General features: G+C 70.9%; 27 protein-coding genes. 19 read left to right on the top strand and 8 right to left on the bottom strand.

Going from position 1 to position 25,526, the window contains the following annotated elements; all coding sequences use genetic code 11:
• Positions 1 to 115: 115 nt before the first annotated feature.
• The 7 genes from KLO01_RS06615 to pknB all read left to right on the top strand — a co-directional run bounded on the left by KLO01_RS06615 (position 116) and on the right by pknB (position 8,471).
• On the top strand, positions 116 to 712 hold the full coding sequence (locus tag KLO01_RS06615) for a DoxX family protein (protein ID WP_222611940.1): 597 nt from the start codon (positions 116 to 118) through the stop codon (positions 710 to 712).
• Positions 713 to 903: 191 nt separating this feature from the next.
• The gene (locus tag KLO01_RS06610; protein ID WP_147063399.1) at positions 904 to 1,806 is read left to right on the top strand and encodes an FHA domain-containing protein; all 903 of its coding nucleotides are present in this window, start codon (positions 904 to 906) and stop codon (positions 1,804 to 1,806) included.
• A gap of 12 nt (positions 1,807 to 1,818) precedes the next feature.
• Entirely contained in the window at positions 1,819 to 2,361 is a 543-nt protein-coding gene (locus tag KLO01_RS06605) for an FHA domain-containing protein FhaB/FipA (protein ID WP_147063397.1), read from the top strand.
• A gap of 3 nt (positions 2,362 to 2,364) precedes the next feature.
• A complete protein-coding gene (locus tag KLO01_RS06600) occupies positions 2,365 to 3,759 on the top strand; it encodes a PP2C family protein-serine/threonine phosphatase (RefSeq protein ID WP_147063395.1) in 1,395 nt (464 codons plus the stop codon).
• A complete protein-coding gene (locus tag KLO01_RS06595; RefSeq protein ID WP_147063393.1) occupies positions 3,756 to 5,138 on the top strand; it encodes an FtsW/RodA/SpoVE family cell cycle protein in 1,383 nt (460 codons plus the stop codon). Before KLO01_RS06600 ends, KLO01_RS06595 begins: the two co-directional genes overlap by 4 nt.
• Positions 5,135 to 6,592 carry a peptidoglycan D,D-transpeptidase FtsI family protein gene (locus KLO01_RS06590; protein WP_147063391.1) on the top strand — a complete coding sequence of 486 codons (1,458 nt, stop codon included), beginning with the start codon at positions 5,135 to 5,137 and terminating at the stop codon, positions 6,590 to 6,592. Before KLO01_RS06595 ends, KLO01_RS06590 begins: the two co-directional genes overlap by 4 nt.
• A gap of 7 nt (positions 6,593 to 6,599) precedes the next feature.
• Positions 6,600 to 8,471, top strand: coding sequence for a Stk1 family PASTA domain-containing Ser/Thr kinase (gene pknB / locus KLO01_RS06585; protein ID WP_147063389.1), 1,872 nt, complete (start codon positions 6,600 to 6,602; stop codon positions 8,469 to 8,471).
• 125 nt (positions 8,472 to 8,596) lie between these two features.
• On the opposite strand, the gene KLO01_RS06580 is transcribed toward pknB, so the two are convergent.
• The 4 genes from KLO01_RS06580 to KLO01_RS06565 are packed head-to-tail and all read right to left on the bottom strand — an operon-like array spanning position 8,597 to position 10,962.
• A complete protein-coding gene (locus KLO01_RS06580; RefSeq protein WP_147063387.1) occupies positions 8,597 to 9,259 on the bottom strand; it encodes an aminodeoxychorismate/anthranilate synthase component II in 663 nt (220 codons plus the stop codon).
• Complete coding sequence (locus tag KLO01_RS06575; RefSeq protein WP_147063385.1) at positions 9,252 to 9,494, bottom strand: hypothetical protein; 243 nt, start codon at positions 9,492 to 9,494, stop codon at positions 9,252 to 9,254. The genes KLO01_RS06580 and KLO01_RS06575 overlap by 8 nt, the downstream gene beginning before the upstream one ends.
• Positions 9,494 to 10,189 (bottom strand): class E sortase, encoded by a 696-nt coding sequence (locus KLO01_RS06570; protein WP_246136092.1) that lies wholly within the window; start codon positions 10,187 to 10,189, stop codon positions 9,494 to 9,496. The genes KLO01_RS06575 and KLO01_RS06570 overlap by 1 nt, the downstream gene beginning before the upstream one ends.
• Positions 10,186 to 10,962, bottom strand: a complete 777-nt coding sequence (locus KLO01_RS06565) for a DUF881 domain-containing protein (protein ID WP_246136091.1) — start codon at positions 10,960 to 10,962, stop codon at positions 10,186 to 10,188. Before KLO01_RS06565 ends, KLO01_RS06570 begins: the two co-directional genes overlap by 4 nt.
• A 49-nt stretch (positions 10,963 to 11,011) precedes the next feature.
• Between KLO01_RS06565 and KLO01_RS06560 the strand changes: the two genes are divergently transcribed.
• Positions 11,012 to 11,266 (top strand): cell division protein CrgA, encoded by a 255-nt coding sequence (locus KLO01_RS06560; RefSeq protein WP_147063382.1) that lies wholly within the window; start codon positions 11,012 to 11,014, stop codon positions 11,264 to 11,266.
• 368 nt (positions 11,267 to 11,634) lie between these two features.
• Here KLO01_RS06560 and KLO01_RS06555 read toward each other — a convergent pair whose 3' ends face one another.
• Both KLO01_RS06555 and KLO01_RS06550 read right to left on the bottom strand, forming a co-directional pair.
• A complete protein-coding gene (locus tag KLO01_RS06555) occupies positions 11,635 to 12,564 on the bottom strand; it encodes a rhomboid family intramembrane serine protease (RefSeq protein WP_186827942.1) in 930 nt (309 codons plus the stop codon).
• Between the two features lie 62 nt (positions 12,565 to 12,626).
• Positions 12,627 to 13,145, bottom strand: a complete 519-nt coding sequence (locus KLO01_RS06550; protein WP_147063380.1) for a peptidylprolyl isomerase — start codon at positions 13,143 to 13,145, stop codon at positions 12,627 to 12,629.
• Between the two features lie 155 nt (positions 13,146 to 13,300).
• On the opposite strand from KLO01_RS06550, the gene KLO01_RS06545 reads away from it, so the two are divergent.
• The 3 genes from KLO01_RS06545 to KLO01_RS06535 all read left to right on the top strand — a co-directional run bounded on the left by KLO01_RS06545 (position 13,301) and on the right by KLO01_RS06535 (position 18,727).
• Positions 13,301 to 14,167, top strand: coding sequence for a hypothetical protein (locus KLO01_RS06545; protein WP_147063378.1), 867 nt, complete (start codon positions 13,301 to 13,303; stop codon positions 14,165 to 14,167).
• A 112-nt stretch (positions 14,168 to 14,279) separates the two neighbouring features.
• On the top strand, positions 14,280 to 15,398 hold the full coding sequence (locus KLO01_RS06540; protein WP_275938371.1) for a PLP-dependent cysteine synthase family protein: 1,119 nt from the start codon (positions 14,280 to 14,282) through the stop codon (positions 15,396 to 15,398).
• 287 nt (positions 15,399 to 15,685) lie between these two features.
• Complete coding sequence (locus KLO01_RS06535; RefSeq protein WP_147063376.1) at positions 15,686 to 18,727, top strand: carboxypeptidase regulatory-like domain-containing protein; 3,042 nt, start codon at positions 15,686 to 15,688, stop codon at positions 18,725 to 18,727.
• An 89-nt stretch (positions 18,728 to 18,816) separates the two neighbouring features.
• Here KLO01_RS06535 and KLO01_RS06530 read toward each other — a convergent pair whose 3' ends face one another.
• Positions 18,817 to 19,683: a LysR family transcriptional regulator ArgP gene (locus KLO01_RS06530; protein ID WP_147063374.1), complete on the bottom strand. Its 867-nt coding sequence runs from the start codon at positions 19,681 to 19,683 to the stop codon at positions 18,817 to 18,819.
• 86 nt (positions 19,684 to 19,769) lie between these two features.
• Between KLO01_RS06530 and KLO01_RS06525 the strand changes: the two genes are divergently transcribed.
• From KLO01_RS06525 to KLO01_RS06490, 7 genes are all read left to right on the top strand, one after another.
• Positions 19,770 to 20,381, top strand: a complete 612-nt coding sequence (locus tag KLO01_RS06525; protein ID WP_147063372.1) for a LysE/ArgO family amino acid transporter — start codon at positions 19,770 to 19,772, stop codon at positions 20,379 to 20,381.
• Positions 20,382 to 20,506: 125 nt separating this feature from the next.
• On the top strand, positions 20,507 to 20,890 hold the full coding sequence (locus tag KLO01_RS06520) for a PPOX class F420-dependent oxidoreductase (RefSeq protein ID WP_147063703.1): 384 nt from the start codon (positions 20,507 to 20,509) through the stop codon (positions 20,888 to 20,890).
• A gap of 77 nt (positions 20,891 to 20,967) precedes the next feature.
• Complete coding sequence (locus KLO01_RS06515) at positions 20,968 to 21,156, top strand: hypothetical protein (protein ID WP_147063370.1); 189 nt, start codon at positions 20,968 to 20,970, stop codon at positions 21,154 to 21,156.
• Between the two features lie 27 nt (positions 21,157 to 21,183).
• The gene (locus tag KLO01_RS17285) at positions 21,184 to 21,792 is read left to right on the top strand and encodes a hypothetical protein (RefSeq protein WP_222611939.1); all 609 of its coding nucleotides are present in this window, start codon (positions 21,184 to 21,186) and stop codon (positions 21,790 to 21,792) included.
• Positions 21,793 to 21,952: 160 nt separating this feature from the next.
• Positions 21,953 to 22,555, top strand: coding sequence for a hypothetical protein (locus tag KLO01_RS06500; RefSeq protein ID WP_147063367.1), 603 nt, complete (start codon positions 21,953 to 21,955; stop codon positions 22,553 to 22,555).
• Between the two features lie 111 nt (positions 22,556 to 22,666).
• On the top strand, positions 22,667 to 23,029 hold the full coding sequence (locus KLO01_RS06495; protein WP_246136090.1) for a YciI family protein: 363 nt from the start codon (positions 22,667 to 22,669) through the stop codon (positions 23,027 to 23,029).
• A gap of 23 nt (positions 23,030 to 23,052) precedes the next feature.
• Complete coding sequence (locus tag KLO01_RS06490) at positions 23,053 to 24,387, top strand: RNA polymerase sigma factor (protein WP_147063362.1); 1,335 nt, start codon at positions 23,053 to 23,055, stop codon at positions 24,385 to 24,387.
• Here the strand turns inward: KLO01_RS06490 and KLO01_RS06485 are convergent.
• Entirely contained in the window at positions 24,348 to 24,932 is a 585-nt protein-coding gene (locus tag KLO01_RS06485; protein ID WP_147063360.1) for a dihydrofolate reductase family protein, read from the bottom strand. The genes KLO01_RS06490 and KLO01_RS06485 overlap by 40 nt on opposite strands.
• A 56-nt stretch (positions 24,933 to 24,988) precedes the next feature.
• Between KLO01_RS06485 and KLO01_RS17565 the strand changes: the two genes are divergently transcribed.
• A complete protein-coding gene (locus KLO01_RS17565; protein WP_222611938.1) occupies positions 24,989 to 25,444 on the top strand; it encodes a very short patch repair endonuclease in 456 nt (151 codons plus the stop codon).
• Positions 25,445 to 25,526: the final 82 nt, after the last annotated feature.

Here is a 25,526-nt window from a genome sequence, read left to right as displayed (position 1 = left end):
TTTTCTGCCACAAGTCAGGACTTTGGGCCCATCTCGCGCAGGCCGCGTCTTCCTAGCGTTGTAGGTGCCGGAGGGACCGTCCCACCGGACCACCTACCAACTGGAGGTAGACATCATGACCACCAAGCACCCCGAGGCGGTCCGGGCCGGCAGCACGACCCGCCACCACGATGCCGACGGCATCACCCACATGGAGGACGTGGTCCGCAACCCCGTCGCCCAGTGGGCCATGGTCGCCCTGCGCATCGTCCTCGGCTTCACCTTCCTCTGGCCCTTCCTCGACAAGCTCTTCGGCCTCGGCTACAGCACGCCGGCCAAGAACGCCTGGATCGACGGCGGGTCGCCCACCACCGGGTTCCTCACCAAGAACCCCGCCGTCGTCGACGGCCCGTTCGGTGACTTCTTCGCGAACTTCGCCGGTGGGTTCTGGGACTGGCTGTTCATGTTCGGACTGCTCGGCATCGGCGTGGCCTTCCTCGCCGGCGCGGGCATGAAGATCGCCGCCTGGGGCGGCACCCTGCTCCTCGCCCTCATGTACTTCGCCGAGTTCCCCATCGGCCGTAGCGGCGAGGACTTCACCAACCCGATCTTCGACAGCCACTGGATCGAGGCGCTGGGCCTCATCGCCCTCGCCTACACGTTCAGCGGCGACAAGCTCGGGCTCGGCCGCTGGTGGAGCAGGATCGTCGGCAACGACAGCATCCTGCGCTGACCACCCCGATCGTCGGCCGCCGCATCCCCTCCGGTGCGGCGGTCGACTCCTGTTGTCCCCGCCCCCTCGCCGTGCCGACGCTCACACCGTCTCCAGAGATCGCCCACGCACGCCTCACGAGCCACCACAGTCGCGCCAGATAGCATCGCTACGGCAACCCGCCACGACGACGCCGCGCCAGGAGGTGTGCCATGGGCCTGTTCGACCGCATGGAGGGCAAGCTCGAGCGTGCCGTCAACGGCGTGTTCGCCAAGGCCTTCCGCTCCGAGGTGCAGCCCGTCGAGATCGCGAGCGCGATCCGCCGGGCCATGGACGACCGCGCCGCCTCGGCCGGCTCGGGCCGCAGCCTCGTGCCCAACGTCTTCACGATCGAGCTGAGCGAGACCGACTACGAGCGGCTCACCGACCACGGGGTCGAGCTCGAGAACGAGCTGGTCGCCGCCGCCGAGGAGCACGCCTCCAGCCAGCACTACCAGCCCGGCGGCCCGATCGACATCCTCTTCGACGAGGACACCGAGCTCGAGACCGGCGTCTTCCGCATCCGTCCCAGCACGGCCAAGCGTCCGCGCGCCACCGGGATGACCGGCCAGCACCAGTCCGTGCGCCCGTCCCGGCAGAACGACCCGTATGCCGGCGGCTCGCCCGCCGCTGCCTCCGCGCCACCCGTGGCCGCGCCGGTCCCCGCCCGCCCCGGCCGGCCCGACCCCCGCTACAGCGCGCCTGAGGTCGACGACCTCGGTGAGACCGCGGCATACCGGCCGGCGAAGCCCGCACCCAGGACGCGGCGGACCAACCCGGCCGACCGGCCCTGGCTCGACGTCGACGGCGAGCGCTACCCGCTCATGGGCGCGATCACCGTCCTCGGCCGCGACGACAGCGCCGACATCATCCTCGACGACCCCGGGATCTCGCGGCGGCACAGCGAGATCCGCGTGACCCAGGACGGCCCCAACACGGTGGCGACGATCCGCGACCTCGGGTCGACCAACGGGACGTTCGTCAACGGCGAGCAGGTCACCAACGAGCACCTCGAGGGCGGCGACCGCATCACCGTCGGCCGCACCTCCGTCACCTACCGCGCCGGCCGGAAGTAGCGCGAGGCACCCATGAGCGAGATCACCATCACCGTCATGCGCCTCGGGCTCCTCGTGGCCCTCTGGGCGTTCGTCGTCGCCGTCGTCGGCGTGCTGCGCGGCGACCTCTACGGCACCCAGGTCACGCCCCGCAAGACCCCGACGGCACGCGGCAACACCCCGCGTCCGGTGGCCCGCAGCGCCAGCCCGGCCGCCGTCCCCGCGGAGCAGCGACCGGTGGGCCGGCCCGCCGGTCGCCGCGTCGCCGCCCGTGCCGCGAACCGCGACCCCAACCACCTGCGCGTCATGAGCGGACCGCTCTCGGGCACGAGCCTGCCGCTGCGCGAGGCCGGCATCCTCATCGGCCGCAGCCCGGAGTCCGCCCTCGTCCTCGAGGACGACTTCGCGTCGGGCCGCCACGCCCGCATCTTCAAGGGCCCCGAGGGCTGGATGGTCGAGGACCTCGGTTCGACCAACGGCACCTTCATCGGCCCGCAGCGGCTCACCACCCCCACCCCGGTGACGGCCGGCACCGAGATCCGCTTCGGGACGACCGTCGTCGAGCTCCGGAGGTAGCCCGTGGGTATCGCCTTCCACTTCGCTGCCCGCTCCGACGTCGGGATGGTGCGAACCAACAACGAGGACAGCGGGTATGCCGGCCCGCACCTCCTCGCGATGGCCGACGGCATGGGCGGTCACGCCGGTGGCGACGTCGCCTCATCGATGATCCTCGGGGCCCTCGTCGGCCTCGACGGCGAGTCGTTCTCCGGTGTCGACGCGACCCAGGCCCTGCTGCGACGGATCACCTCGGCCAACGCCGAGCTAGGCCAGATGGCGCAGGACGACCCCGAGCTCGACGGCATGGGCACGACGCTCATCGCCATCCTGCGGGCCCGCGACAAGCTCGTCCTCGCGCACATCGGCGACTCGCGCGCGTTCGTCGTGCGTGACGGCGAGGTCAGCCAGATCACCAAGGACCACAGCTTCGTCCAGTCGCTCGTCGACGAGGGTCGGATCACCTCCGAGGAGGCGTCGACCCACCCGCAGCGCTCGCTCGTGACCCGCGTCCTCACCGGTGCCGAGGGTGAGGAGCCCGACGTCATCGTGCGCCGCGCGATCGTGGGCGACCGCTACCTCATCTGCTCCGACGGGCTCTCCGACTACGTCACCCGCGACACCATCGACGAGGTCCTCACGACCGAGCGCAAGCCCGGCGACTGCGCCGAGCGGCTCGTCCAGCTCGCGCTGCGCGCCGGCGCCCCCGACAACGTCACCGTGGTCGTGGGCGACGTCGTCGACCTCACCAAGGGTCCCGTCCCGAGCGACTCACCCCAAGTGGTCGGCGCCGCCGCGGCGTTCCGCCGGCACACCCGTCCGATCCCCACGACCCCCGCCGCCAAGGCAGCCGCCCTGTCCCAGGAGGCCAGCGGCGGCAGCGACGACGACGAGCTCCAGCTCGCCGACGAGGGTCCTCGTGGCCGGGGTGCGACCGTCCTGCGGGCCCTCGGCGCCACCCTGCTCGCGCTCGTGCTGCTCGTCGGCGGTGGCTACGCCGCCTACGCGTGGACCCAGTCGCAGTTCTACGTCGGCGTCAACGACGGCCGCGTCACGGTGTTCAAGGGGGTCGACCAGACCTTCGGGCCCGTCGACCTCTCGAGCCCCGAGACCATGAGCGGCATCGTCATCGAGGACCTGCCCGACTTCTACCGCGCGCAGCTCGCCCGGGGCATCACGATGAAGACCCGGGCCGACGCCGCCGCCCTTGTCCGCAACCTCGAGGTCCAGGCCGGCGCCTGCCGCTACGCCAAGTCCCAGGGCCGCGACTGCACGACGGTCCCGTCGAACTGGACCACGCCCACCCCGACGCCGACCCCGACCCCTTCGACGTCGCCCTCGCCGAGCGTGCCCCTCACCACCGCCCCGTCGCCCACCGCCACGGTCGGCCCGACTCCGAGCGTCAGTCCCAACGCATGACCACCGTCTCCGCCCTCTCGTCCCGCAAGGGCCGCAACGTCGAGCTCGGGCTCCTCGTCTTCGCGGTCGCGATCGTCGCGCTCGCCTACATCAACGTCGGCATCGCGGTCGAGGGCGCGATCCCGCCCAGCCTCGTCGCCGTCGGCACCGGCTTCGTCGTCATCACCGCCGCGTTCCACATCACGATGCGGCTGCGCGCCCCCTACGCCGACCCGCTCATCCTGCCGATCGCCACGCTGCTCAACGGTCTCGGGCTCGTGATGATCAACCGGCTGGACCTCGCCAACGGCCGCGACCTCGCCGAAGGCATGGCGCTGCGCCAGCTCATGTGGAGCGCCCTCGCGGCGGGTCTGGCGATCGCCGCGCTCATCATCCTGCGCGACCACCGGATCCTGCGCCGCTACACCTACCTCGCCGGTGCCATCGGCTTCGGCCTGCTGCTGCTGCCGCTCGTGCCCGGGCTCGGTGTCGAGAACTACGGGTCCCGCATCTGGATCAACCTGGGGCCGTTCTCGTTCCAGCCCGGTGAGATCGCCAAGATCGTCCTCGCCGTGTTCTTCGCCGGCTACCTCGTCCAGACCCGCGACGCGCTGTCCGTCGCCGGCCGCCGGATCCTCGGGCTCACCCTGCCGCGGGCCCGTGACCTCGGGCCGATCCTCGTCGCGTGGATGCTGTCCGTCGGGGTGCTCGTCCTCGAGAAGGACCTCGGCTCCTCGCTCCTGTTCTTCGGGCTGTTCGTGGCGATGCTCTACGTCGCCACCGAGCGGACGTCGTGGGTGGCCATCGGCCTGCTCCTGTTCTGCGTCGGCTGCTGGGTCGCCAACCTGCTCTTCAGCCACGTGCAGCGCCGCGTCCTGCTCTGGCTCGACACGTTCAGCCGTGAGGCGCTCGACACCTCCGACCAGCTGGCCCGTGGCCTCATGGGCATGGCATCCGGCGGCATGGTCGGCACAGGTCTCGGCCGCGGCCGCCCCGACCTCACCTACTTCGCCGAGAGCGACTTCATCATCCCGAGCTTCGGCGAGGAGATCGGCCTCATCGGCCTCTTCGCGCTGCTCATCCTCTACGTGCTCCTCGTCGAGCGCGGCCTGCGCACCGCGATCGGCGCCCGTGACGGCTTCGGCAAGCTGCTCGCCTCCGGGCTCGCCTTCTCGGTCGCCCTCCAGTGCTTCGTCGTCGTCGGCGGTGTCACCCGGGTCATCCCGCTCACCGGCCTGACGATGCCGTTCCTCTCGCAGGGTGGCTCCTCCCTGCTCGCGAACTGGACCCTCGTCGCGCTCCTGCTCCGGATCAGCGACCACGCACGCCGTCCCGTCCCCGACCCGGAGGCCCCCAACCCCGTGGCCAACGAACCGACCCAGGTGGTGAAGCTGCGATGAACCAGCCGATCCGCCGCCTCTCCTTCGTCGTGGCCCTGCTCTTCGCGTCGCTGCTCGTCTCGACGACCCTCATCCAGTTCGTCTGGGCCAAGGACCTCAACGCCCGTCCCGACAACCGCCGCACGCTGCTCAGCACCTACGCCCGCGAGCGCGGCCAGATCCTCGTCGGTGACACGGCCATCGCGAAGTCGGTCCCGGCCGACAACGAGTACAAGTGGCTGCGCACCTACCCCCAGGGCACGGCATACGCGCACATCACCGGCTACTACTCCTTCTACGGCGCCGGCGGTGGTCTCGAGCAGGCCGAGAACGGCCTGCTGTCCGGCAGCAGCGACAAGCTCGCGTTCCGCCGGGTGTCCGACTTCTTCACCGGCCGCAAGACGGTCGGCGCCAGCCTCGAGCTGACCATCGACTCCGCCGTGCAGGCGGCGGCGGTCAAGGCCCTCGACGGTCGCAAGGGCGCCGCGGTGGCGCTCAACCCGTCGACCGGCGAGATCCTCGCGATGGTGAGCAACCCGACCTACGACCCGTCGGGGCTCGCGGGCCACGACCTCTCGAAGGTCGACGCCGCATACAAGGCTCTCAACGGCAACGCCAACAAGCCGCTCGTCAACCGCGCCATCGGAGGCGATCTCTACCCGCCGGGCTCGACGTTCAAGATCGTCACGGCCGCGGCCGCGCTCGAGAGTGGCCGGTTCGCGCCCGACACCGAGCTGCCCGGCCCGGCCGTCCTCGACCTGCCGCAGACCACCGTCGGCCTGCCCAACATCGGCAAGCGCTCGTGCGGCGCCAACGACACGACGACGTTCCTGCACGCCATGGAGATCTCCTGCAACAGCGCGTTCGGCTACCTCGGCCTCCAGCTCGGCGCCGACGCGCTGCGTGACCAGGCCGCGAAGTTCGGTGTGGGAGACCAGCTCTCGATCCCGATGCGGGTCACCCCGAGCACGGTCCCGGCAGACCTCAACCAGCCGCAGCTCGCGCAGGCCGCCGTCGGACAGTACGACGTGCGGGTCACGCCGCTCCAGGTCGCGATGCTCAGCGCCGGTGTCGCCAACCGCGGCATCGTCATGAAGCCGCACCTCGTCCGGTCGGTCCTGTCCAGCGACCTCAGCGTCATCGAGCGGGCCGAGCCCCAGGAGCTCTCCAAGGCCGTCAGCCCCGAGGTCGCCGCCCAGCTCACCGAGATGATGGAGGCCGTCGTCGAGAACGGCAGCGGCAAGCCCGCCCAGGTCGACGGCGTGCGCGTCGCCGGCAAGACCGGGACCGCCGAGACCGACCGCGTCTCGCGCGCCCACGCCTGGTTCACCGGCTTCGCGCCGGCCAACGACCCCCAGATCGCCGTCGCGGTCGTCGTCGAGAACGGCGGCGACCCCGACAGCGAGGCCCGTGGAGGTGGCGCCGTCGGCGGCCCCATCGCCAAGGCCATGATCGAGGCAGGGCTGAAGAAGTGAGGGCTCGATGAGCGCGGAGTCCCTGCTGCTCGGGGGGCGCTACGAGGTCGGCGAGCTCATCGGCCGCGGCGGCATGGCCGAGGTCCACCTCGGCCACGACACCCGTCTCGGGCGACCCGTCGCGATCAAGATGCTCCGCAGCGACCTCGCGCGCGACCAGTCCTTCCTCAAGCGCTTCCGCCGTGAGGCCCAGTCGTCGGCCGGGCTCAACCACTCCTCGATCGTCGCGGTCTACGACTCCGGCGAGGACCACAAGACCGAGTCCGGCGGTGCCAGCGTCGCCGTGCCCTACATGGTCATGGAGTTCGTCAAGGGCCGGACCCTGCGCGAGATCCTCACCGAACGCGGCAAGCTCCCCACCGAGGAGGCGCTGCGTGTCACCGAGGGTGTCCTCGACGCGCTCGGCTACAGCCACCGCATGGGCATCGTCCACCGTGACATCAAGCCCGCCAACGTCATGATCAGCGGCGACGGCTCGGTCAAGGTCATGGACTTCGGCATCGCCCGGGCCATCGCCGACACCGCCGCGACGATGACCCAGACACAGGCCGTCATCGGCACCGCGCAGTACCTCTCGCCCGAGCAGGCGCAGGGCCAGACGGTCGACGCGCGCTCGGACCTCTACTCGGCCGGCTGCATGCTCTACGAGCTCCTCACCGGACGCCCGCCGTTCGTCGGCGACAGCCCGGTCTCGATCGCCTACCAGCACGTCGGCGAGCAGCCGATCCCGCCGTCGGCCATCGAGGACTCGCTCCCCGAGGAGATCGACGCCGTCGTCCTGCACTCGCTGGCCAAGCCGCGCGAGGACCGCTACCAGGACGCCGCGTCGTTCCGCGGCGACCTCCAGAACATCCGCCTCGGACGCGCGATCAGCCCCGAGGCTGCTGCGTCCCTCGCCGCCCTGGCTGCGGGCGCGACCGCGACGCTGAGCAGCTCGGAACCCACCGAGGTGTATGCCGCACAGACCCGTCCCCGGGACGACGCACCTCCCGCTCCCGTCGGTGGTCACGCCACCTCGACGTTCCCGGCGGCGGTGAGCCGCGAGCCGCGGCGCGACGAGCACCGGGGTCGACGCCGGGCGATGATCACGGTCGCCGTGCTCACCGCACTCGCGATCCTCGGCTTCGGTGCCATGCAGTTCCGCGCGATGCAGGCCGAGGCGGCCAAGGTCGCGGTGCCGGCCGTCGAGGGCAAGCCGTTGCCCACGGCCATCGCCGACCTGCGCGGGTCGAAGCTCGTGACGGTGACCCAGCGTTCGGAACGCAGCGACCGCGTCCCCGAGGGCTCCGTCATCTCGCAGGACCCCAAGCCCGGCGTCCGGGTGGACCCCTCCGAGACGACCGTCGCACTCGTGGTCTCGTCCGGGCCCAGCTCGGTGGCCGTCCCCGAGCTCGCCGGCATGACCGTCCCCGAGGCGACCGCCGCCCTCGAGAAGCTCAAGCTCACCGTCGGCAAGACCGAGAAGGTCAACACCCACCTCCAGCCCAAGGACCGGGTCGTCTCCACCGTCCCCAAGGTCGGGGAGTCGCTCGAGCCGGGCGGCCTCGTCACCCTCAACGTCTCGACCGGACAGGTCGAGGTCCCCAAGCTGACGACGATGACCCAGGACGAGGCGTCGACGGCGCTGCTCGCCATCGGGCTCAAGCCCAAGACGACCTACCGGCAGACCGACCAGGCCAAGGAGGGCACCGTCATCGCGCAGGACCCCGACGAGGGCGAGCTCGTCCCGGCCGGGTCCGAGGTGACGATCCGCGTCGCCCAGAAGCTGCCGCCCAAGCCGTCGCCGACGCCCACCCCCACACCGAGCCCGACGGCGAGCCCGTCACCCTCGGTGACCCCGACCGGCGTGCCCCTGCCCACGATCACTCCACCCGGCTGACCCCCACTCCCAACTGATTGCCCCACCGCGAGGGGCCACCCATCAACTGATTGCCCCACCGCGAGGGCGGAGCGCAGCTCCCCCTCGCGGTGGGGCAATCAGTTGGTGAGTCGTGCGGGTGCTGGTCAGCCGGTGACCTTGGCGGCGACGTCGGCGCCGTCGTGCACCAGCGGGCTGAGGCCGTGCGAGCGCTCCACTGCGGTCGCGTCCCCGCAGACCTCGAGCCAGTTGGCGAGGAGCCGGTGGCCACCCTGCGTGAGGACCGACTCCGGGTGGAACTGCACCCCGTGCAGCGGCAGCTCGCGGTGCTGGACGGCCATGATGATGCCGCTCTCGGTCTGCCCGGTGCTCGTGAGCGCGTCGGGCAGGGTCGGCGGGTCGATCGTCAGCGAGTGGTAGCGCGTCGCCGTGAACGGTGTCGGCAGCCCGGCGAGCACGCCCTGGCCCGAGTGCTGCACGAGCGAGGTCTTGCCGTGGAGCAGCTCTGGCGCCCGGCCCACAGTGGCGCCGAAGACGACCCCGAGCGCCTGGTGGCCGAGGCAGACCCCGAGCATCGGCTGCGTGCGCTCGGCGCACGCCTCGATCATCGCCATCGAGACCCCGGCCTCCTCGGGGGTGCCGGGCCCGGGCGAGACGAGGACCCCGTCGTAGTCGGCGGCGTCGGCAGGCGTGACGGCGTCGTTGCGCACGACGGTGCACTCGGCGCCGAGCTGCTCGAGGTATCCGACGATCGTGAAGACGAACGAGTCGTAGTTGTCGACGACGAGGATGCGGGTGGGGTCAGCCATGGGAGGTCCTCACGGTGTGGAGCAGGTCGGGCAGGGCAGCGATGTCGGGCAGGGCGGCCACCGCGGTGGCCGCGTCGTCGGAGTCGACGGTCGTCTCGTCGTAGGGCAGCCACGACGCGACGAGCGGGAACAGCCACTCGAAGCACACCACGACCACCGCCGCGAGCAGCACGAGCACGAGCAGGAGCCGCAGCGCGACGGGACCGGGAAGCGCTCGCCAGAGACCGGCATACATCACAAGGCTCCCATCGCTGCAGTGTCTGGCACGGACACGTCCGAGGACGGCGGGCCCTCAGCTCGGGTCCGCTGCTCGACGAGGTCGGCGTGGACGACCCAGCGCTGCTTCGCGCTGAACTTCGGGTGGCACGACGTCATCGTGAGCACGGCCTTGGTCGGGGTCGCACCGACCTCGCCGGGCACGGGCGCGATGACCTCGCCCTGCCACGGGCGCACGATCTCGTGACCGGAGACGGCATACACGGTCCAGCCGGCAGCGGTCTCGACGACGACCCGGTCTCCCGTGCGCAGCGTGTCGATCGCCGACAGCGGCTTGCCGAAGGTGGTGCGGTGACCGGCGATCGCGAAGTTGCCGACCTCGCCGGGCATGGCGGTCCCGGTGTAGTGGCCCAGGCCCTGCGCGAGCTCCGTGGCCGAGGAGCCCTCGACGACGGGACGGGCGTAGTCCGCGCCGAACCGCGGGATCCGCACGATCGCGAACGCCCCCGACGGCAGGTTCGCGCCGGACGCCGCCGCGCCCGCACCCGAGGACCCCGCCGCGTCGCCGAACTGCCGCGACAGCGCCGACACCGTCTTGGCGTGCGCACGGTCCGAGGTGACGTCGGTCCACCAGACCTGCCAGACGACGAAGAGCAGGACGAGCACGCCGAGCGTCATGAGGAGCTCGCCGAGCACCCCCGCGGCGCGCCTCAAGATCGCTCGTCCACGACCGCGTGGTCGGGGGTGATCGAGCCGGCGTAGGCCGGGAACTCGAACCGGTCGGAGGAGCGCACGTCGTAGCCGAGCCCGACGGCGCGGACGTACTCCTGGTAGATCTGCACCTCGGGCGACTGCGACAACATCCCGCGCAGCTTCTTGGGCTCGCCGATGGCGCGGATCCGGTAGGGCGGTGAGTAGACGCGGCCCTGGAGGATGAGGGTGTTGCCGACGCAGCGGACGGCGCTCGTCGAGATGATCCGCTGGTCCTGGATCATCATCGCCTCGGCACCACCGGCCCAGAGCGCGTTGACGACGGCCTGCACGTCCTGCTGGTGCACGACGATGTCGTCGACGGAGAAGCCCTCGGGCAGCTTGTCGACGGCGAGCTTGGAGTCGGTGAGCTGGACCTCGACGCCGGGACCCTCGACGTCGGTGCGGCCGGCGGCGAAGGTGAGCCGGTCGCCCTTGTCCTTGATGGCGTCGACCTCGGCGTTGCCGGGTGCACCGTCGCGGGTGAGCTCGTCGACCTCGGTGTTGAGGCTCTCGAGCTCGTCGGTCATCCGCGTGTTGTTCTTGGTCTGCTCACGGATGATGTCGGGCAGTCCGGCGGCGTCCGAACGCAGGCTGCGCCCCTGGGCGACCGACCCGCTCGTCGCGAAGAGGACGCCCGCGAGGATGGCGACGACGGGCACGAGCAGCGACCACATGGTGGGGCGCGTCGTGAGGAACGTCGTGTGCCGGGCCATGGGGGTCACCGCCTCTCTCATCTCAAGGCTCTACGCTAGGCCACGACCCCGCTAGCCAAGGAGACAGTCCGTGCCAGAGTCCAAGGGCCGAGCCAAGCCCGCCTACACCCCGCCCCGCACGGCGCAGAGCAACAGCGTCAAGCCGAACCCGCGCTGGTTCGTCCCGGTGATGATCGGGCTCATGCTCATCGGTCTCGTCTGGGTCGTGACGTACTACATCTCGGGTCAGCACGAGTACCCCGTGCCGCAGATCGGCCGCTGGAACCTCGGCGCGGGCTTCGCGTTCATGATGGCCGGGTTCCTCATGACGACCCGCTGGCGCTGACGCACCACTCGCGCCTCGCCTTGACGCGAACGGCCCCCGACCGCTGTGGTCGGGGGCCGTCGTGCGTCGGTATGCCGTCCGGCCCGGAGAGTGCCCACCGGTGTGGACAGGCTGTGGACAAGTCACAGTTGTCCACAGGAGTTATCCCCACTGTGGAGAATGACACCGGTGTAATCCACACGGTGGAAGACCTGTGGACAACACACGGTGCGGGCTTGGAGTGGGGGTTGGGGAGCGCGCGGCGGCGTGCCAGCTGGGCCGTCGGCCCTGTGCACTGCTGCGCCGGAGCGCAGCACTGCACAGCGCGCGAGGGAAGACCCGCGGACGGACTGTGCACTGCTGCGCCGGGGCGCAGCAGTGCACAGCGCTCAGAAGGGTGAGGTCGTCACGGCGTACTTGACCACCGTGAGCACGAGCAGCAGCGCCGAGATGGCCGCGAGCCCGAGCCAGTGCACCCCGAAGTTCGCCCGCTGCGTCCCGCCGGTCTGGGGCCGGCGCCCGGTGTACGCGAAGACCGCGGCGCACGCGGCACCGACGACGAGCCCGCCGAGGTGGGCCTGCCAGGCGATGCCGGGGATGACGAACCCGAGCACGGCGTTGATGCCGATCGTCGCGACCATCGGACCCGCCGCGCGTCCGAGCCGGCGCTGGAGCACGAGGAAGGCGCCGAACAGCCCGAACACCGCACCCGAGGCACCCACGGCGGGCGTCGCCCACGCCCCGAAGTCACCGCGGTTCATCTGCTCGACCGACGTGGGGAAGGCGAGCAGGAGGTACATGACCGAGCCGCCGAACGCGCTGATGAGGTAGAGCGCGGCGAACCGGGCGCGGCCGAGCATCGGCTCGAGGTACTGGCCCATGACCCACAGCGCGTACATGTTGAACGCGATGTGCAGGACGTTGCGCGGCGAGTGCGCGAACGCCGAGGTGAGGAAGCGCCACGGCTCGGTGTCACCGAGGTAGGGCGCGAACGCCACCTCGTCGGTGAGCCGCGGGATCGCCATCTGGCCGAGGAAGACGGCGACGCAGATGCCGATGATCACCATGACGACGAGCGGCTTCTCGCCGACTCCGGCGAGGTCGCCGCCGAAGATCGTGCGGCCCTGGCGCGTGGACTGCTGGCCCTCGCGCACGCAGTCGACGCACTGCACGCCGACCGCGGCCGGGCGCTGGCACTCGGGGCAGACCGGCCGCCCGCAGCGCTGGCAGCGCACGTAGGAGACACGGTCGGGGTGACGCGGACAGACCGGCACCTCGTCGGGGGTGCCGGTCTGTCCGTATGCCGTGGGCTCGCTCACGCGGCGAGCCTATCTGCGCGTCCTGAGAGGTTTCTGGACCCTTCCCGGACGCACCGCGGGGCTCAGCCCTCGACGGTGAAGCTCTCGATGACGACGTCGTCCTTGGGACGGTCCTGCGCACCGGTCTGGACGGCGGCGATCTTGTCGACGACGTCGCGGCTCTCCTGGTCGGCGACCTCACCGAAGATCGTGTGCTTGCCGTTGAGCCACGGGGTGGCGCCGACGGTGATGAAGAACTGGCTGCCGTTGGTGCCCTTGCCCATGCGCTTGCCGGCGTTGGCCATGGCGAGCAGGTAGGGACGGTCGAACGTGAGCTCCGGGTGGATCTCGTCGTCGAAGGCGAAGCCGGGGCCGCCGAAGCCCTGACCCATGGGGTCGCCGCCCTGGATCATGAAGCCGGGGATGATGCGGTGGAAGATGAGGCCGTCGTAGAACTTGTCCGGGTTGGTGCGGCCGGAATCGTCCTTGTACTCGAGCTCACCCGTGGCGAGACCGGTGATGGTCTTCACGGTCTTGGGCGCCTGGTCGGCGAACAGCGTGAGGTTGATGGTGCCGTGGTTGGTCTTGAGGGTTGCCTTCATGCCTCCACTCTATGGGGCGCACCGCGGGAGGCCACGAGCACGTGGGGGGCCGCGACGGCATACGAAAGGTTCGTCCGACCCGACCCCTAGGTGTCGTGACGTGCGGAAACAGTGTTTGATGGAAGGAACCCGATCGTCCACTGACAGGAGAAATCGTGTTCCGCACGAAGAGCAAGACCGAGCAGGCACGCGACGCCGTCGCGGCCCGGGTCGAGACCGCTGCCTCCACCGCCTCGGACGTCGGCTCGAGTGCCCAGTCGCACGCTGCCGACCTTCGCTCCAAGGCCGCAGACCTCAAGGACAAGGCTGCCCCGCACGTCGAGCTCGCCCGCGAGACGGCCCGCGAGTACGCCGACCAGGCCGGACCCAAGGTCCACGACGCCAAGGACACGTTCGTCGAGGAGGTCGTGCCCAAGCTCGCCTCGGCGCTCGCGACCGTCATCGCCGGCGCCGCGGCCGCCAAGGGTGCCGCGACCGAGGCCGCCGACCGCGCGCCCGACGCCTACCACGTGCTCAAGGGCGACGCCGTCGTCAAGCAGAAGCGTGGCGGCAAGGGTGCCCTGCTCCTCCTCCTCGCCGCCGGCGCTGCCGCGTTCGCGTGGAAGAAGTCGACCGAGAAGAAGGACCCGTGGGCCAGCGCCGGCGCCTACACCCCGCCGTCGCACGGGCGTGACTCGTCCGTCGGCGACAAGGTGACCGACCTCGCCTCCGCCGCCAAGGACAAGGCCGCTGCGGCCGGTGCCGCGGCGAAGGACAAGGCCGCTGCTGCCGGCGCCGCCGCCAAGGACAAGGCCGTCGAGGCCAAGGACAAGGCGTCCGACAAGGCCGACGAGCTCGCCGACGAGGCCAAGGCCTCCGAGTTCGGTGGCGAGGCCACCACCGAGAAGGCCTCCGAGGGCAACGCTTGGACCGACGCCGGCGACTTCGCCGACGGCTCGGCCCCGTCCGTGTCCGGCACGTCCGAGGGCTCCGACCTCTCGACGCCGAACCTCGACAAGGGTCGCGACGACAGCAACACCTGACCCCCAGCGGGTCGCAGGACGAGAGGCGGTATGCCGGGTGCCCACCCGGCATACCGCCTCTCGCTTTGCCTCTCGCTTTGCCCGGCGAGAGGGCATCGCTACGGTGAGCGGCATGTCACCGACGACGCCGTCCGAGCCCGCGCCCCTCGTCGACACCGGGCTGCGGACCGAGCCGGACCGGGCGTGGGTGCGTGAGGCGATCCGCAAGCTGCGCGCCGACGCGATGCGCACGTCCGACACCCACCTCGTCAAGGTGCACCTGCCGGGATGCAACCGGATCGACCTCTACCTCAAGGACGAGTCGACCCACCCGACCGGCTCGCTCAAGCACCGGCTCGCGCGCTCGCTGTTCCTCTACGGGCTGTGCAACGGCATCATCGGTCCGCGCACGACCGTCGTCGAGGCGTCGTCGGGCTCGACCGCGGTGAGCGAGGCGCACTTCGCGCGGATGCTCGGCGTGCCCTTCGTCGCGGTCATGGCGCAGTCGACGTCGCCGGCGAAGATCGCGCTCATCGAGCGTGAGGGCGGGCGCTGCCACCTCGTGTCGGACCCGACGACCGTCTACGACGAGGCGCGCACGGTGGCCGAGGCCGCCGGTGGCATCTATCTCGACCAGTTCAGCAACGCCGAGCGGGCGACCGACTGGCGCGGCAACAACAACATCGCCGAGTCGATCTTTGAGCAGATGTCGCTCGAGGAGCACTCGGTGCCGGCGTGGATCGTCGTCGGAGCCGGCACCGGAGGGACGTCGGCGACGATCGGCCGGTTCGTGCGCTACCAGGCGCTCGACACCCGTGTCTGCGTCGTCGACCCGGAGCACTCGGCGTTCCTGCCGGCGTGGCAGGGCGACGGCGAGGCCCGGCTCGAGCCGTCGAAGATCGAGGGCATCGGGCGGGCGCGGCTGGAGCCGTCGTTCCTGCCGCTCGTCGTCGACCGGATGCTCGGCGTCCCGGACTGCGCGTCGATCGCGGCGATGCGGTTCCTGCGCGAGCGCACCGGGATCCACGCCGGTCCGTCGACCGGCACCAACATCTACGGGGCGCTCAGGCTCGCCGCCGAGATGCAGGCGGCGGGCGAGCGTGGGTCGATCGTGTCGCTGGTGTGCGACCGCGGCGACCGCTACGAGGACACCTACAACAACGACGCGTGGGTCGCCGAGCGCGGTCACGACATCGCGCCGTATGCCGCGGTGTTGGCCTCCGCGTGGGACGACGGGGTCTGGCTCGGGTGACTCGGGGGCCACTTTTTCGAGGTCCGGCTCCCGGTCCTCACAACCGCGGGAGATGTCCCTCCTTTGTGAGGACCCTGACGTGGACGCAGTGGCCGAAGTGACCGGCGCTCGAGGGTGGCGCCGTCCACAGATTCCGCGGAATCCGCGGACTTCCCGCGATCGGGTCTCCGGCGGCGCCGAGGCATGGCAGGCGCCACTAGCATTCCCGCGGGGAGTCACTCTTGGGTGTCGGCGGGGGTCGACGGGGTTGACGGCTCCCCGTCCGTCCTCACACTCAGGAGTCGTCCGTGCCCACACCTGTCCTTGCTGAACCACCGGCCACTCGCGCGAGCGGGGTGCGACGGCTGCTCGTCCTCGCGCTGACCGCTGTCGTCGGTGTCGTCCTCGGGCTCGCCTCTGCGACGCCCGCCCAGGCTGCACCCCAGGCCGTGGCTGCGGCCTCCGGCTACACGATCACCGGTGTCGTCACCGGACGGGACGCGTCCGGCGCGACCGTGCCGATGCCCGACGCCTACCTCTACGCACAGCCGAAGGACTGGAACGACGACCGCGACATCTTCGGCGACGTGGATGCCTCCGGCCGGTTCAGCATCGACGTGGGTACACCCGGCGAGTACACGCTCTACGCCAACTGCCTCCCGTCCGCCCCGTGCGCCGCCACGCACGCGAGCCAGTACTACGACATGGCCCCGGGTCTCGGCGAGGCCAAGACCATCGTCGTGAGCGCGACGACGCCGACGGTCACCGCCAACGTCCGCCTGCCGCGCTACGCCACGGTCAAGGGCAAGGTCACGAGCGACACCGGTGCCCCCATCGCCGGGATCACCGTCGAGAGCGTCCCCACGAGCGGTGGCTACCCGGCGACCGCGACGACCGACGCCACCGGCGCCTACACCCTCACCAAGGTCGAGCCCGGCAAGGTCGCCATCACCGCCCGCGAGGACTGGGACAAGCACAACTGGAACGCCGAGTACTGGAACGGCACCGCCACGAGCACCACCGAGTACCCCTACCCCGGCCCCGTCCTGCCCGAGGGCCCGACGGTCACGACCGCGAACTTCCAGCTCTCACCGACCCTCGGCTTCTACGGCGAGGCCGTCGACAGCGCCGGCGCCCCGATCCAGGGGGTCCGCTGGACCGTGTTCACCCACAACGAGGCCACCGGTGCCTGGGACACCCCGCAGTACGGCCCGCTCCTCACCGACGACGCTGGGAAGTTCTTCTGGGACACCGAGGTCGGAGGCCGCTACAAGGTCTGCTTCTACGACGACCAGTACGGCCCCGAGGCCCCCAACCGCACGACTCGCTACGCCTCCCGCTGCTGGGACAACGCCGCCACGAGTGACAGCGCGACGATCCTCACCCAGCCGACGAGCCCGCAGCAGCGCACCCTGCGCGTCATGCTCCCCGTCGCCGGCAAGTCGCTCACGGCGAGCGAGCCGTGGGTCAGCGGGCTCGCACAGGTCGGCTCGCCGCTCACCGTCCAGCCCGGCGCCTGGGGCCCCTCCGGCGTCGCCCTCACCTACCAGTGGGGGTGGTGGGACAGCTCCAACGGCTGGACCTACGTCCCGATCGCGGGTGCGACCGGCACGTCCTACACCCCGACCTCCGACGTCGCCGGCAAGGCCATCGCGGTTCGCGTGACCGGCACCCTGAGCGGCTACGTCACGACGTCGATGCACAGCATCGGGTATGCCGTGGGCTCCGGTGTCGCTCTCACCTCACCTCTCCAGCTCTCCGGCCAGCCGGTGGTCGGCCAGGTGCTCACCGCCAACCACGGCACCCCCGTGGGCGGCGCGGCCATCGACTACTCGGGCTACGAGTGGCGGGTCGACGGCGCACAGTCCTCGTGGGGCAACAAGACGTTCACGCTGACCAGCGACATGGTCGGCAAGAAGATCAGCGTCCGCTACTACATCCGCACGACGTCGCCCAACAGTGACACCAGCTACGTCGCGACGGTCGGCCCGGTCGCGGCGACCTTCGGGACCCTCACCGCACCGACCCCGACGATCACCGGCACGGCCACGGTCGGCTCCGTCCTCACCGCCACACCGGGCACGTGGGGCCCGGCACCGGTCACCCTCGCCTACCAGTGGAAGCGGGCCGGGGTCGCCATCCCCGGTGCCACCGCCAGCACCTACACGCTCACCGGCAGCGACTACGCCAAGGCGATCACCGTGACGGTCACGGGCACCAAGTCCGCCTACACGACGGTGGCCAAGACGTCCGCCGCCACCGCCGCGGTCGCCGCCGGCACGCTCACCGCACCGACCCCGACGATCTCCGGATCCCGGACGGTCGGTGTCACGCTCACCGCCGTCCCCGGTACGTGGGGCCCGGCACCGGTCACCCTCGCCTACCAGTGGTTCCGCTCCGGTGTCGCGATCACGGGTGCCACCGCGAGCACCTACAAGCTCACGACCACCGACCAGGGCAAGACCCTCACGGTCCGGGTCACGGGCACCAAGACCGGCTACAGCGCCGTCGCCAAGACCTCGGTCGCGACGACGACGGTCCTCGGTGCGCTCACGGCGCCGACACCGACGGTCACCGGGACGGCTCGCGTCGGCTCCACGCTGACCGGGACGGCCGGGACCTGGGGACCGGCACCGGTCACGCTGGCCTACCAGTGGTTCCGCTCCGGTGTCGCCATCACCGGTGCCACCGCCAGCACCTACAAGCTCACGACCACCGACATGGGCGCGACCCTGACCCTGCGGGTCACCGGCACGAAGTCCGGCTACACCACGGTCGCCAAGACCTCCACCGCCACGGCCACGGTCCTCGGTGTCCTCACGACGGCCACGCCGACGATCAGCGGCACGGTCAAGGCCGGCTCCACGCTCACCGCCACTGCCGGCACGTGGGGACCGGCACCGGTCACCCTCTCCTACCAGTGGAACCGAGCCGGAGTGGCGATCACCGGCGCGACCGCGAGCACCTACGTGCTCACGGGCTCCGACACCGGCAAGGCGATCACCGTGACCGTCACCGGCCGCAAGACCGGGTATGCCGCGGCCGCGAAGGTCTCGGCCGCCACGGCCGCCGTCGTCGCGGGCACGCTCACCGCACCGACCCCCACCATCAGCGGGACGAAGGCCGTGGGCTCCACGCTCACCGCCGTGCCCGGCACGTGGGGTCCGGCACCGGTCACGCTGGCCTACCAGTGGTACCGATCGGGTGTCGCCATCACCGGTGCCACCTCGAGCACCTTCGCCCTCACCACCACGGACAAGGGCAAGACGCTCACCGTCCGCGTCACGGGGAGCAAGACCGGCTACACCTCGGTCGCCAGGACGTCGGCGGCCACGACGGCGATCCCCTGACCGTCACCCGTTCCGACTGATTGCCCCTGTGGGACATCCGAGCGCCAGCGAGGGTGTCCCACAGGGGCAATCAGTCGTCAGGGGCCGTGTCAGCGGGCGGGTGCGTGCGCCCGGATCGTCTCGGTGAGGCGGTCGACGAGCGGTGAGCGCAGTCGCCACGCCTGCCAGTGCAGCGGCACGTCGACGTGCTCGCGAGCCGTGAGCCGCACGAGCCTGCCCCGCTCGAGGTCCGCCAGGCACTGGGCCTCGGGCAGCGCACCCCAGCCGAGGCCGGCACGCACCGCCTCGGCGAACGCCTCCGACGACGGGATGCGGTGGGTCGGTGGCGCCGCGTCGTCCGCGACACCGTGGGCACGCAGCACGCCACGCTGGACGTCGTCGTGCTCGTTGAACTGCAGGACCGGCATACGGGCCCAGTCCGCTCCCCGACCACGACCGAACCGGTCGCGCAGCCCCGGCGTCGCGACCGGGAGGTAGCGCATGCCGCCGATCCGCTCCACCGAGCAGCCCTGCACGGCAGCGGGGCTCGACGTCACCGCACCGAGGACGGTGCCGGCGCGGAGCAGCTCGTGGCTGTGCCCCTCGTCCTCAACGTGGAGCCGCAGGACCACCCCCTCCCACTCGGCCACCTCGTGGAGCACGGCGGGGAACCACGTGGCGAGCGAGTCGGCGTTGACGACGACCGGCAGCTCGCGCGGCGCGGCACTCTCGTCGAGGGCGGCGCGCGCCTCCTGCTCGAGCAGGTGCTGCTGCCGGGCCAGCCGCACGAGCACCTCCCCGGCATCGGTGGCCTCGCACGGGAAGCCGCGGCGCACGACGACGCGGCCCAGCCCGTGCTCGAGCGCCTTGATCCGTTGGCTCACCGCCGACGGGGTGAGGTGGAGTCGTCGGGCGGCAGCCTCGAAGGTCCCCTCGTCGACGACGGCGAGGAGCGCTCGGAGCTGGTCGGCCTGCACCACTCCAGCCTAGATGAAGCACTGCTAATGAACCTGAAGAATCCTTTGCTGGCCTTCACTCGCACCCAGCCCTAGCGTCGACCCCGATGAACACCACGATCCTCGCCGCCACCCTCAGCGGCCTCCTGTCCGGCTTCTCGCTCATCATCGCGATCGGCGCCCAGAACGCGTTCGTCCTGCGTCAGGGCATCGCCCGCGACCGGGTCGGGGTCGTCGTCGCGATCTGCGCGCTGAGCGACCTCGTCCTCATCGTCGCCGGGGTGCTCGGCGTCGGCGCCTTGGTTGAGAGCCGCCCGGGACTGCTGCGGGTCATCACGGGTGCGGGTGCGGCATACCTCGTCTGGTTCGGGATCCGGTCGCTCCTCTCGGCGCGGCACCCGCAGGCACTGAGCGCGAGCGCGGCCGGTCGCGGGTCAGCGGCACTGACCGCGGTGGCGCTCACGTGGCTCAACCCGCACGTCTACCTCGACACGGTGCTCCTCCTCGGCAACCTCAGTACCGCGCACGGGCCGACCGGTCGGTGGTGGTTCGGGGCGGGCGCCGGGGTCGCGAGCGTCGTGTGGTTCACCGCTCTGGGGTATGCCGCGCACCTCGCCTCGCGCTGGCTCGCGCGGCCGCGGGTCTGGCAGGTCATCGAGGTGCTCATCGGCGTGGTGATGTTCGCGCTGGCGGCGATGCTGCTGCGCGCGACGTTCTGAGCGCGGCCCGCCCGGAGTCATGCGGCTGGCCGGCTGGCCCTGGCGTCTGCGGATGTGGCGGCTCTAGCAACCGGAGGCGCAGACGCAAGAGCTCGGGGCAGCCGTGGCATCCTCACCACGTGGCCATGAACCCCAGCGAGCTGTCCGACGATGCCCTCGCCTTCCTCACCGACCGGCACCTCGCCACCCTGACGACGCTGCGCCGCGACGGCTCGCCGCACGTCGTCCCCGTCGGCTTCACCTGGGACGCAGCGACCGGGATCGCCCGGGTCATCACGAGCGGCACGTCGCAGAAGGCGCGCAACGCGGCCCGGACTGGTCGCGCCGTCGTCTGCCAGGTCGAGGGTCGCCACTGGCTCTCGCTCGAGGGTCCGTCGCGTGTCCTGTCCGATGCGCAGTCCGTTGCCGACGCCGTCGAGAGGTATGCCGTGCGCTACCGACAGCCGCGCGTCAACCCTGAGCGTGTGGTCATCGAGATCGCCGTCGACCGGGTGCTCGGCAACCTCTGAACCGGGCACTTCGGGCCACCGGCCAAATGGTCACCGGCCCCGCGTCTGGCCGCGCCCGATCGGGGCAGGGTCAAGAGGTGGACAGCATCGGCATGGAACAGCACCACTCGCACCTGCAACCCGACGGCACGACCTTCCCGCCGGTGACGCCGGACCCTCCGCCGCCCCCGGGGTGGGTCGACCCGCTCGCCGACCTGGACCTGACCACCGACGCTGCGGAGACAAAGAGTGACGGCGACGCCGGGACGAACGAGTCGGAGGACTGACCCGACCATCGTGCCTACACTCCGAGGATGAGGCTGCGGGCTTCGGGTGACGTCCGACCGTCGCCGCAGGAGAGGGCAGAACGCCGTCCGGGCGACGACCTCGTCCCCCATCCCGACGTCGTCATGGACACGGCCTTCACGGTCCCCGCACCCCCGCGCGACGTCTGGCCGTGGGTCGTCCAGCTCGGCAAGAAGCGGGCCGGCTGGTACCTCCCTCGCCGCGTCGAGCGGCTCGTCCCGCCTGGCCGGCGGGCCCTGCGCAGGGTGGACCAGCGCTGGCAGGCGCTCGCGGTCGGCGACGTCATCCCCGACTACGGCGGTCGCGACGAGACCTTCACGGTCGCGCTGCTGGCGCCGGAGCGGCACCTCGTCCACACGTCGACGCGCGGGTCGATGCGGATGACGTGGTCGATCGTCCTGCGCCCGACCGGGTCCGATGACGGAGCCGAAGCAGCCACCCGACTGCTGTTCCGGGTGCGGTTGGCGCCGGTGCGGCGCCAGTGGGTGGCGCGGACGGTCGGCGGCCTGTTCGACGAGCTGACCATCCGCGGACTCGCCGCCGGCCTCACCGAACGCCTCACGGAGTCCGCGCGGAATCGTCGACCCGGACCTGGGGAGCGCCGCCCGGACGAGTAGGCCGAGGCCCGGTCCTCACAACAACGTCACCGAGCGCGCCTTCCTGAGGACCCCAGCAACAGGATTCGCCGTTGGCCTCCCGTCCGCCCGTGCCAGGAGGACGATGGAACCCGCGGAACTGCGTGTTCGCGCGGTTCCGGACCGAGCTCGGGGAGGAACCATGGACCGGCTGAGGATCTGGCAGAGCGCGACCGCGGTCTTCCTCGTGATGTTCGTGTGGTTCTCGATCCTCGCGTTCCCGACGACGACGGGCCCCTTCCCGACGTGGGCCAAGCGGGCGACCGCCGCTCTGGCCATCGCGTTCATCGTCGCGGGTTGCCTGCTCTGGTACCGGACGCGGGGACAGAGCAGACGCGCACCGATGCACGCCATCGCGGCGGTGCTCATCATCATCGGTGCGATCGAGCTGCTCTTCGCGGTGGCCGCGCCTCAGGGCATGGTCATCGACGCGAAGACGAAGTTCGCCATGGGGGTGGGCGGCGCGGCCCTGTGCGGGTTCGCGTACGGGCTGACCCAGTTCGACACGATGCGGGCGGCCGCCTCCATCCCTGTCGTCGCCCTCCTCGTGGGTGTCGTCGTCTGGCCGGATGCCCGGTCGTTCGTCGAGTCCGACGTGCGCCAGGCCCTCATCACGTGGATGGGCGTCGTCCTCGGTGTGAACGGCGCGGCGGAGGCGGCCAAGCAGGTTGCCTCGGTGAGGTCGTCAGGGGCGGCAGCCGGCGCGGAGTCGACGTCGGGCGACCTTCCGAACCCTCAGGCATGATCCGAGAAAGAATCCTGGGACCGGATGTCGAAGACACCGGGAGCCGTTCGACGTACGTGCACGAAGCACCACACCGTCACGCAAACAGGAGGAACCACAATGCCGCGTTTCATGGGATTCGTGAGGATGGAAGAGGGCATCGGCACGCCGCCCCAGTCGCTGTTCGACGCGATGGACGCCCACATCGGTGAGCGCGCCGCCTCGGGGGTCTTCCTCGACGGAGGCGGCCTCTACGGCACCGAGGACGCGGTGAACTTCGTCGTCCGCAAGGGCGAGGTGAGCCGGGTCGACGGCCCGTACGCCGAGGCCAAGGAGGTCGTCGGCGGCTGGTCGATCCTGCAGTACGACAGCCTTGAGGACGCCGTGGCCGACCAGCAGAAGTTCGCCGAGCTCCACGCCGAGCACTGGCCCGAGGTCACGGTCATCTCGACCCTGCGCCAGATCTCCAACGGTCCGGACGCACCCGGCGACTGACCGGGACTGCCTACGCTGGCCGTGTGCCGGCACAGACCAGTTCGGAGAACCTCGACGAGGCCATCGTCACGACGTGGCGGGCCGAGTCGGCCCGCCTCGTCGGGGCTCTCACCCGGATGACCCGTGACCTCGACCTGGCCGAGGACCTCGCGCAGGACGCCCTCGTCGCCGCGCTGGAGCAGTGGCCGGTGGGTGGGGTGCCCGAGAACCCGGGTGCCTGGCTCATGGCCGTCGCGAAGCGTCGCGGCGTCGACCACTTCCGGCGGGCCGACACCCTGCGCCGCAAGACGGCCGAGCTCGAGCATGCCCGCGGTGGAGAGGAGGCGACCGTGCCGGACCTCGACGACCAGGTGGACTCCATCGAGGACGACGTCCTCCGGCTCATCTTCCTGTCCTGCCACCCCGCGCTCACGCCTGAGTCACGCGCCGCCCTGACGCTCCGCCTGGTCGGCGGTCTCACGACGTCGGAGATCGCCCGAGCGTTCCTCGTGAGCGAGTCGTCCATGGGTCAGCGGATCTCGCGCGCCAAGAAGACACTGGTGACGACCCGGGCGCAGTTCGAGCTGCCGACCGGGCCGGAGCGGACCGCGCGCCTCGGTGACGTCATGGCCGTGATCTACCTGATCTTCAACGAGGGCTACTCAGCCACCGCCGGCGAGGACTGGATGCGACCGGCCCTCGCGGACGAAGCGCTGCGGCTTGCGCGGATGCTCGTCGGCTTCGCTCCCGACGACGTCGAGGTGCTCGGCCTCCAGGCACTGCTCGAGATCCAAGCCTCCCGTATGCCGGCCCGCCTCGACTCGCGCGGCGAGCCGGTGCTGCTGGAGGCGCAGGATCGAAGCCGGTGGGACGCCTTGCTGGTCCGACGTGGGCTGGCCGTGCTGGGGCGTGCGGAGCAGCTGGCCTCTCAGGGAGCCGCGGTCGGGAAGTACTTCCTTCAGGCGTGCATCGCGGCCGAGCACGCCCGGGCGGGGCGGGCGGAGGACACGAACTGGCGCAGGATCGCGGCGTTGTACGACGTGCTGGCCTCGGCGGCGCCGGGGGCCGTCGTCGAGGTGAACCGGGCGGTGGCCCACGGGCGGGCGTTCGGGCCGGACTCGGGGTTGGCGGTGCTGTCGGGGCTCGACGCAGGCGCACTCAGCGACTCCCCACTCCTGCCCAGTGTGCGCGGCGACCTGTTGGAGCGTGCGGGTCTGCACGCGCAGGCAGCCGAGGCCTTCACCGAGGCGGCTGGGCTCACGAGCAATGAAGGCGAGCGAGCCGTCCTGCAACGCCGAGCACAGGAGAACCTGACGGCGTCACGCCACGGAGCCGCTGGTCAGGACTCCACGGGAGAGGGCGACCCCGGCCTGTCGTAGGTGAGGAGCAGGTTCCCCGTCGACGACGCCGCGGCGCTCACGAGCCGGTAGCGCTGGGGAGCCTTGAGGTTGTCGAAGAGTCGGCGTCCGGGTGCGCCGACCACGGGGGTGGCGATGAGGCGCAGCTCGTCGAGCAGGTCGGCCTCGATGAGGGACTGCACGAGCTGGATGCTCCCGTGCACCCCGACGTCACTGCCCGGCTTCGCTCTGAGCTCCTCGATGACGTCGGGGAGCGAACCCTGCACGGGCACCGAACCTGCCCACTCGGCATCGAGCGGACGCGACGTCAGGACGTACTTGTCGACACCGTTGATGAAGTCGGCGAAGGGGCCCGAGGCGCCCGGCCAGAACCGCTGCCACTCCTCCCACTGGTTGCGCCCGAGGAGGATGGCGTCCTGGGTCGCGATGACCTCAGCCTCGAAGGCCTCGGACTCCTCGTCGAAGGAGAACGGCTCGTCGGGCAGGTCGCTGGGAGGGAAGAGCAGGCTCGGATCCTCCACGGCACCGTCGATCCCCATCAGGGTGAACGCCACGATCTTCCGCATGACGTCGCAACCTACCGTCGAAAGCCGACCCACCGTTGGAGTCGTAAGTTTGACTCGTGGGACAACGTTGGGTGAGTACGAAAGAAGGCGCCCACCTGTCTGGGCGCCGAAAGGTAAACACGGCTCCCGAAGTCCTGCTCCGGCGCGCGGTCCACGCCGCAGGCGGACGTTTCCGGCTCCACCGTCGGATCGCCAAGGGATGCACGCCCGACTTCGTCATGCCTTCGAGTCACGTGGCCGTCTTCGTTGATGGCTGCTTCTGGCACGGATGTCCGGAGCACGGGCGCAAGACAGCCTGGACGGGCCCCAATGCGGACTTGTGGACCGAGAAGATGCGCCGAAACGCAGAGCGGGACGAACGCGCTTCACGGCTGGCCCAGCTGCACGGATGGTCAGTCCTCCGCGTGTGGGAGTGCGAGGTCCGTCAAGACTCCGCTGCCGTCGCCACCCGCGTGATGAGGGAGGTGCGCTCTGCCAGCACTGGGACCGGAAGGGATGTCAGTACGCCTTGATTGAGTAGGCGCGGGGGACCGAGGTGGTGCCCTGACAGCGCATCGGGTCGACCCTGAGGGATGCGCACTAGACGAGGACGCT

The sequence above is a fragment of the Knoellia locipacati genome, from assembly GCF_007992835.1.
GTDB classification, from domain to species: Bacteria; Actinomycetota; Actinomycetes; order Actinomycetales; family Dermatophilaceae; genus Knoellia; species Knoellia locipacati.
The sequence above is the reverse complement of the archived record's forward strand: the minus strand, read 5'-3'. Positions and strand labels throughout refer to the sequence as shown.